General features: G+C 64.3%; 8 protein-coding genes. All 8 read left to right on the top strand.

Going from position 1 to position 6,195, the window contains the following annotated elements:
- The first annotated feature begins 364 nt into the window (after positions 1-364).
- Positions 365-1,072: a response regulator transcription factor gene (locus AAC645_RS01555; protein ID WP_340313312.1), complete on the top strand. Its 708-nt coding sequence runs from the start codon at positions 365-367 to the stop codon at positions 1,070-1,072.
- Complete coding sequence (locus AAC645_RS01550) at positions 1,041-2,648, top strand: sensor histidine kinase (RefSeq protein WP_340313311.1); 1,608 nt, start codon at positions 1,041-1,043, stop codon at positions 2,646-2,648. The genes AAC645_RS01555 and AAC645_RS01550 overlap by 32 nt, the downstream gene beginning before the upstream one ends.
- A complete protein-coding gene (locus AAC645_RS01545; RefSeq protein ID WP_340313309.1) occupies positions 2,645-3,088 on the top strand; it encodes an HPr kinase/phosphorylase in 444 nt (147 codons plus the stop codon). Before AAC645_RS01550 ends, AAC645_RS01545 begins: the two co-directional genes overlap by 4 nt.
- Complete coding sequence (rapZ, locus tag AAC645_RS01540) at positions 3,085-4,011, top strand: RNase adapter RapZ (RefSeq protein WP_340313307.1); 927 nt, start codon at positions 3,085-3,087, stop codon at positions 4,009-4,011. The genes AAC645_RS01545 and rapZ overlap by 4 nt, the downstream gene beginning before the upstream one ends.
- Positions 4,012-4,030: 19 nt before the next feature.
- Entirely contained in the window at positions 4,031-4,438 is a 408-nt protein-coding gene (locus AAC645_RS01535; RefSeq protein WP_340313306.1) for a PTS sugar transporter subunit IIA, read from the top strand.
- Entirely contained in the window at positions 4,435-4,707 is a 273-nt protein-coding gene (locus tag AAC645_RS01530; protein ID WP_340313305.1) for an HPr family phosphocarrier protein, read from the top strand. The genes AAC645_RS01535 and AAC645_RS01530 overlap by 4 nt, the downstream gene beginning before the upstream one ends.
- Before the next feature lie 106 nt (positions 4,708-4,813).
- The gene (locus AAC645_RS01525; protein ID WP_340313331.1) at positions 4,814-5,617 is read left to right on the top strand and encodes a TrmH family RNA methyltransferase; all 804 of its coding nucleotides are present in this window, start codon (positions 4,814-4,816) and stop codon (positions 5,615-5,617) included.
- Positions 5,614-6,102, top strand: a complete 489-nt coding sequence (locus AAC645_RS01520; RefSeq protein WP_340313303.1) for a GreA/GreB family elongation factor — start codon at positions 5,614-5,616, stop codon at positions 6,100-6,102. Before AAC645_RS01525 ends, AAC645_RS01520 begins: the two co-directional genes overlap by 4 nt.
- Positions 6,103-6,195 lie beyond the last annotated feature (93 nt).

The following is a 6,195-nucleotide window of genomic DNA, read 5'->3' as shown; positions in this document are numbered from 1 at the left end:
TCGACGAGCGGCGCGGTTCCGAGGTTCCAGTGAAGCTGGGCGTCGACGTCAAGTCCCTGTTTGTCGAGGCCAAAGGCGGGCGGGAGCTGAGGCACATTGTTCTCCTATACGGGTTAGACCGCAACGGGCGGCCGCCCTCCTAATGATTGGGTGCGTCGATGAGGCTCAAACTGATCGATCGAGCCTCATCCGCGCCTTTAGCTGTTTCTTTCGCGCATAGTTTCAAAGCGGCTGATCGTAAAGAGTGCGCGCGGCATAGTTGAACGCGCATAAGGGCTAGGCTAGTCAGGGTGCACAGTTTCCGGGCCATGGCGTGTAGGCCAACTTCCTTTCGGCCATTTTCTCGGGGAGGCCATCCGGTCCCATGACGCCTACCATCGCTCTGGTCGATGACGATCGCAATATCCTTACCTCGGTCTCGATCGCGCTGCAGTCCGAAGGATTCAGCGTGCGGGTCTATTCCGACGGTGAAGCCGCGCTGAAGGCCCTGCTCGACAATCCGCCGGACCTTGCCGTGCTGGATATAAAGATGCCGCGCATGGACGGCATGGAATTGCTGCGGCGGCTGCGCGAGAAGAGCAGCATCCCGACGATCTTTCTCACCTCGAAGGACGACGAACTCGATGAGGCGCTGGGTCTCGCCATGGGCGCCGACGACTATATCACCAAGCCTTTCTCGCAGCGGCTGCTGATCGCGCGTATCCGCGCGATATTACGACGCACCGAGGCCCGCGCAGTAAGCGAGGACCAGCCCGATGCGCCGCCGGCCGAGAAAATCGTGCGCGGCCGGCTCGAAATGGATCCCGCCCGGCACCGGGTCCAGTGGAACGGGCAGGACGTGACCTTGACGGTCACCGAATTCCTGATCCTGGAGGCGCTTGCGCAACGTCCTGGATTCGTCAAATCGCGCGACCAACTGATGGACACCGCCTATCAGGACGATGTCTACGTCGACGACCGCACGATCGACAGCCACATCAAGCGCCTGCGCCGTAAATTCCGACAGGTCGACGGCGAGTTCAAGGCGATCGAGACCCTCTATGGCGTGGGCTACCGCTTTGCCGAGGAATGATAGCGCGCTCGGCACGCCCGAAGCCGCCGCGCGGACGTCGCTCACGACGCGGATCCTGGCGGTCAACATTTTCGCGCTGGCCATGCTGGCCGGCGGCTTCTTCTATCTCGACAGCTACCGCTCACAGTTGATCGACGCCAGGCTCGAGGAAACGGCGACTCAGGTGCGGTTGATCGCCGAAGCCTATGCGGTGACACCCCCTGGCGGGCGGGCGGCACTGCTCGCCAAGCTCGGGACCGTCACCGATACCAGGCTGCGCGTCTACCATTACCCGTCGCGCCGTTCCCGCGCGGTCGACGTTCGCGCCACGTTCGACAGCTGGTCGATCTCCGGTCCGACTTATCAGCTGCGCGATCCGACTCTCGAGGAATGGCAGAAACGCGCGGCGCGCTTCCTCGATCGATCGATCGATGTCGTTGTTGGGGCAGATCGCCCCCGCCACTATCGCGAACCCCAGGTCGACACGCTCGCGGCTTGGCCGCAGGCCATCGACGCGGTGCGAAGCCATAACATCGTAACCGACGTGCAGCGCGCGCCCGACCGCACGCCCATGATCATCGCCGCAATCGACGTGCGCGGCCCGGACGGCGGCGGCAGCGTGCTGCTATCGACCGAGAACCAGCGGGACATCACCCGTATCGTGCGCGCGGAACGGCTGCGGCTGAGCGTCGTCTTGCTGCTCGTGGTGCTGGTGTCGGTAAGCCTGTCGCTGTTCCTTGCGCGCACCATCGTTCGCCCCTTGCGGCGTCTCGCCCTGGCGGCGCACCGTGTGCGGCTCGGCCGAGCGCGCGAAGTGCAGGTTCCCCGCCTGCCCGACCGCCGTGACGAGATCGGAACCCTCGCCCGCGCCTTATCCGACATGAGTCTCGCGATCCGGCAACGAATCGATGCAACCGAGGCGTTCGCCGCCGATGTCACACACGAGTTGAAGAACCCGCTCGCCTCACTGCGCTCGGCGGTCGACAGCCTCGGGCTTGTGCAGGATCCCAACTTGCAGAAGCAACTGATCGACGTGATCCGCGACGATGTCGGGCGGCTCGACCGGCTGATCACGGACATTGCCGAAGCGTCGCGGGTCGACGCCGAGCTGGCCCGGGCTCGATTCGAGTCGATCGACCTCGGCATCATGATCGAAGGGCTGCTGACGACGCGCGAGGAGCGCGGCCGCAACGGCAATGTTCGCGTCGCCTTCGCGCGGCCCCACCGGGGCACGGCCGTCGTGTTCGGAGACGGCTCGCGCCTTACCCGAGTCGTCGAGAATCTCGTTGAAAATGCGGTATCTTTTTCTCCACCCCAAGGGCTCGTTCAGGTTGCAGCCACGCGCGATGGCGATGATGTGGTGATCCGGGTAGAGGATGAGGGCCCGGGCGTGCCGCCCGAGGCTCGCGAGGCGATCTTCAACCGGTTTCATAGCGATCGTCCGGACGGCGAGGAGTTCGGCCGGCATAGCGGCCTCGGCCTCGCTATCGCAAAGGCAATAGTCGAGGGGCATAATGGCACGATCATGGCTACCGACCGGGACAATGCACCCACCGGCGCGCGTTTCGTGATCCGCCTGCCCGCCTGGAGCCGATGACCGTGCCGCACGCCAATCCTCTGCATGCGACCAGCGTGCTGATAAGGGGTCGAGTGCTGCTGCTGTCCGGCCAGTCGGGCAGCGGCAAATCCGACCTGGCGCTGCGCCTGATCGACCGGGGGGCGCTGCTGATCTCCGACGACTATACCGGGCTGGAGGCCCGCGCCGGCATTCTTTATGCAAGCGCACCGCCGCGGATCGCCGGCCGGATCGAAGTTCGCGGCATCGGGCTCGTCGATATAGGTTGCGGCGGGGAGGGACCGGTAGCGCTGATGCTTGACCTCGATACCGTGCCCGCACGCATGACGGACGAGACGCTGCCAACGGAGAGGCTTTGCGGCATCCCGGTCCCGGTCCTCGCCTTCGCCGCGTTGGAGGCATCGGCACCGATCAAGGCCGAGCAGGCGCTTCGCATGTTCGGACTGGAAACGAGGCCATGAGTGCGCCATCGGGTCCGCGCCGGATCCTGTTCGTCACGGGGATGTCGGGGGCCGGCAAGAAGACCGCGCTCAAGGCGCTGGAGGACATGGGCTGGGAAACGGTCGACAATCTTCCCGTGTCGCTGCTCGACAGGCTGCTTGCCGCCAGCCCGCCCGAGGGGAGCGTCGACAATCATCGCCCGCTGGCTGTCGGGATCGACAGCCGTACCCGCGATTTCGATAGTCACCGGATCGTGCGGCAGGCACAGTCGCTGCGCGACGACGGACGCGATACCTCGATTCTTTTCCTGGACTGTTCGGGCGCCGAGCTTAGCCGCCGATATTCCGAAACCCGCAGCCGCCACCCGCTCGCGCAGGACCGCCCGGTCGAAGATGGGATCACCTATGAACGCGAGCTGCTCGCACCGCTGCGGGAAGCCGCCGACGAGCTGGTCGAGACGACCGGCCGCTCGACCAACGACCTGCAGGCCCTGTTGCGGCAGCGCTTCGGCAATTCCGGCCAGGGCAGCGCGACGCTGACGGTGATGTCCTTCGCCTTTTCGCGCGGCGTTCCCCGCGATGCAGACCTCATGTTCGACATGCGGTTCCTGCGCAATCCGCATTGGGTCGCGGCGCTCAGGCCTCGCACCGGGCTCGATCCGGAAGTCGCAGCCTATATCGCTGGGGATCCTGTCTATCCCGAGGCCAAGGCGCGGATAGAGGAGCTGATCCTGCTACTGCTGCCGCGCTACGAGGCCGAGGGCAAAAATTACATCACCGTCGCAATAGGCTGCACCGGCGGGAAGCACCGATCGGTGCATTTCGCGGAATCGCTCGCAATGCGGTTGCGCGAGGCAGGATTTTCGCCCACGGTTCGCCACCGCGATCTGGCTCAGCCGAAGCTGGACGTCCGGGAGAGCACCTTGCCAGGCTTAGGATCGTGACCATTGGGTTGTTAGTCGAATGATCGGATTGGTGCTCGTTACTCACGGCCGTCTTGCGGCCGAATTCGTGACCGCGATGGAACATGTCGTGGGGCCGCAGACCGCCATAGAGGCGATCTGCATCGGTCCCGACGACGACATGGAAGGCCGGCGGGCCGACATTGCACGCGCGGTCAAGTCCGTCGACGACGGATCCGGCGTCATCCTGCTCACCGACCTGTTCGGCGGCACCCCGTCGAATCTAGCCATTTCGCTGATGGAGCCTGGGAGGATCGAGGTGATCGCGGGAATCAACCTGCCGATGCTGATTCGTCTTGAAGGCGCGCGAAAGATGATGAACATCAAAGCCGCGATCGCAGCGGCACGCGACGCAGGGCGTAAATATATATCGGTTGCATCCGAAGTGCTGGGGGAAGCTGCTGCATGACGCTGATTCAGCGGGAGGTTCAGATTACCAACATTCGCGGCCTGCATGCCCGCGCAAGCGCCAAGTTCGTCACGCTGGCGAGTTCGCACAGCGCTGACGTCGAGGTCGAGAAGGACGGTTCCAAGGTCGCGGGTACCTCGATCATGGGTCTGATGATGCTGGGCGCGGCGAAGGGCGACAGCGTCATCATCTCGGCTCGTGGCGACGGTGCGGAAAAGGCGCTGAGCGCGCTGGTCGAACTCGTCGAGGGCAAATTCGGCGAGGAATAGCATAGTAGGTTGCGCTCATGTCGAGCGCAGTCGAGACATGTTTCACCAAAACAGCGCTCCTCGACTTTGCTCGGGACGCGTGGAACACCAGACGAGAGTCTTCACCCTGCCCCGCCAGATCACCGCCTTTTCCAATCCGCTGATCAAACGCGTGCGTTCGCTGCGCGAGAAGCGGCATCGTCGCGAGGAGGGCCTGTTCTTAGCCGAGGGATTACGCATCCTGACCGAGGCCGCCGACAGCGGAACCCTTCCGGAGATGATCTTCTATGCGAAGGACGGCGCCGAACATCCGCTGACGCAACGGCTGGTCGGCCTGGTCGAACAGGCCGGCGGCGACGTGATCGAAACCGATCGCGACATTCTCGCAAAGCTGTCGGGCAAGGATAATCCGCAGACGGTCATCGGCGTGTATCGTGAGTTCGATACCACCCTGGACCAACTCGACCGTAACGTCGCTGATATCTGGATCGTCGCCCAGTCGCTTCGCGATCCCGGCAACCTCGGAACGATCCTGCGCACCGGCGATGCCGTGGGAGCCGGCGGCCTCATCCTTGTGGACGATTGCGTCGATCCCTTCTCGGTCGAGGCGGTGCGGGCGACGATGGGGGCACTGTTCACCCAGCGGATCGCGACCGCACGATGGCCGGAATTCGTGGCGTGGCTGCGCGCCGGCGCGGGGCAGCTCGTTGGCACCAGCCTAAAGGCCGTCCAGGATTATCAGGCGCCCTGCTATGCAGCCCCGACCTTCATCCTCGTCGGCAACGAAGCGCAGGGACTGCCGGCCGATTACGAGGGGGAATGCGATCTGCTGGTAAAGATGCCGATGCTGGGTAAGGCCGATAGCCTCAACGCCGCCGTGGCAACCGCGGTCATGGCCTATGAGGTGCTCAATCAGCGGCGCGGGCGGTGACCGAGGAACGCGTCAACTATATCACGCCGGCGGGCTTCGCCGCGATGCGCACACGGTATGAGCTGCTGTTCGGGACCGAGCGCCCAGCCCTGGTCGAAGTGATTAGCTGGGCCGCCGGCAACGGCGATCGATCCGAAAACGGGGATTATATCTACGGCCGCAAGAAGCTGCGCGAAATCGATCGTGAGCTCGGCCATCTCTCGCGGCGGATGAAATCGGCCAGGGTCGTCGATCCCGCGCGCCAGACCGACCGCAGCAGGGTCTTCTTCGGCGCGACGGTGACCATCGTCGACGACGACGACGTCGAGCGCGTGCTCACCCTGGTCGGCGAGGACGAGGCCGATGCGAGCCATGGCCGCATCAGCTGGCGCTCCCCGCTCGCCCATGCGTTGAAGGGTGCCGCCGTTGGAGACGTCCGCCGCGTGGCGCTGCCGGGCGGCACAAAAGAACATGAAGTACTCGCAATCAGCTATCCCGGCGCCTGAACAGAGCGGGTCAGACGTGCCGATTCGCGGCATGGCGTCCCTCCCCGGATCACCCGAAAGCATGTCGCTGTTCAGATTCGCATCGACTTGGCC

Origin of the sequence: Rhizorhabdus argentea (assembly GCF_037861105.1) — a bacterium.
In the GTDB taxonomy this organism is placed as follows: Bacteria; Pseudomonadota; Alphaproteobacteria; order Sphingomonadales; family Sphingomonadaceae; genus Rhizorhabdus; species Rhizorhabdus argentea.
The sequence above is the reverse complement of the archived record's forward strand: the minus strand, read 5'-3'. Positions and strand labels throughout refer to the sequence as shown.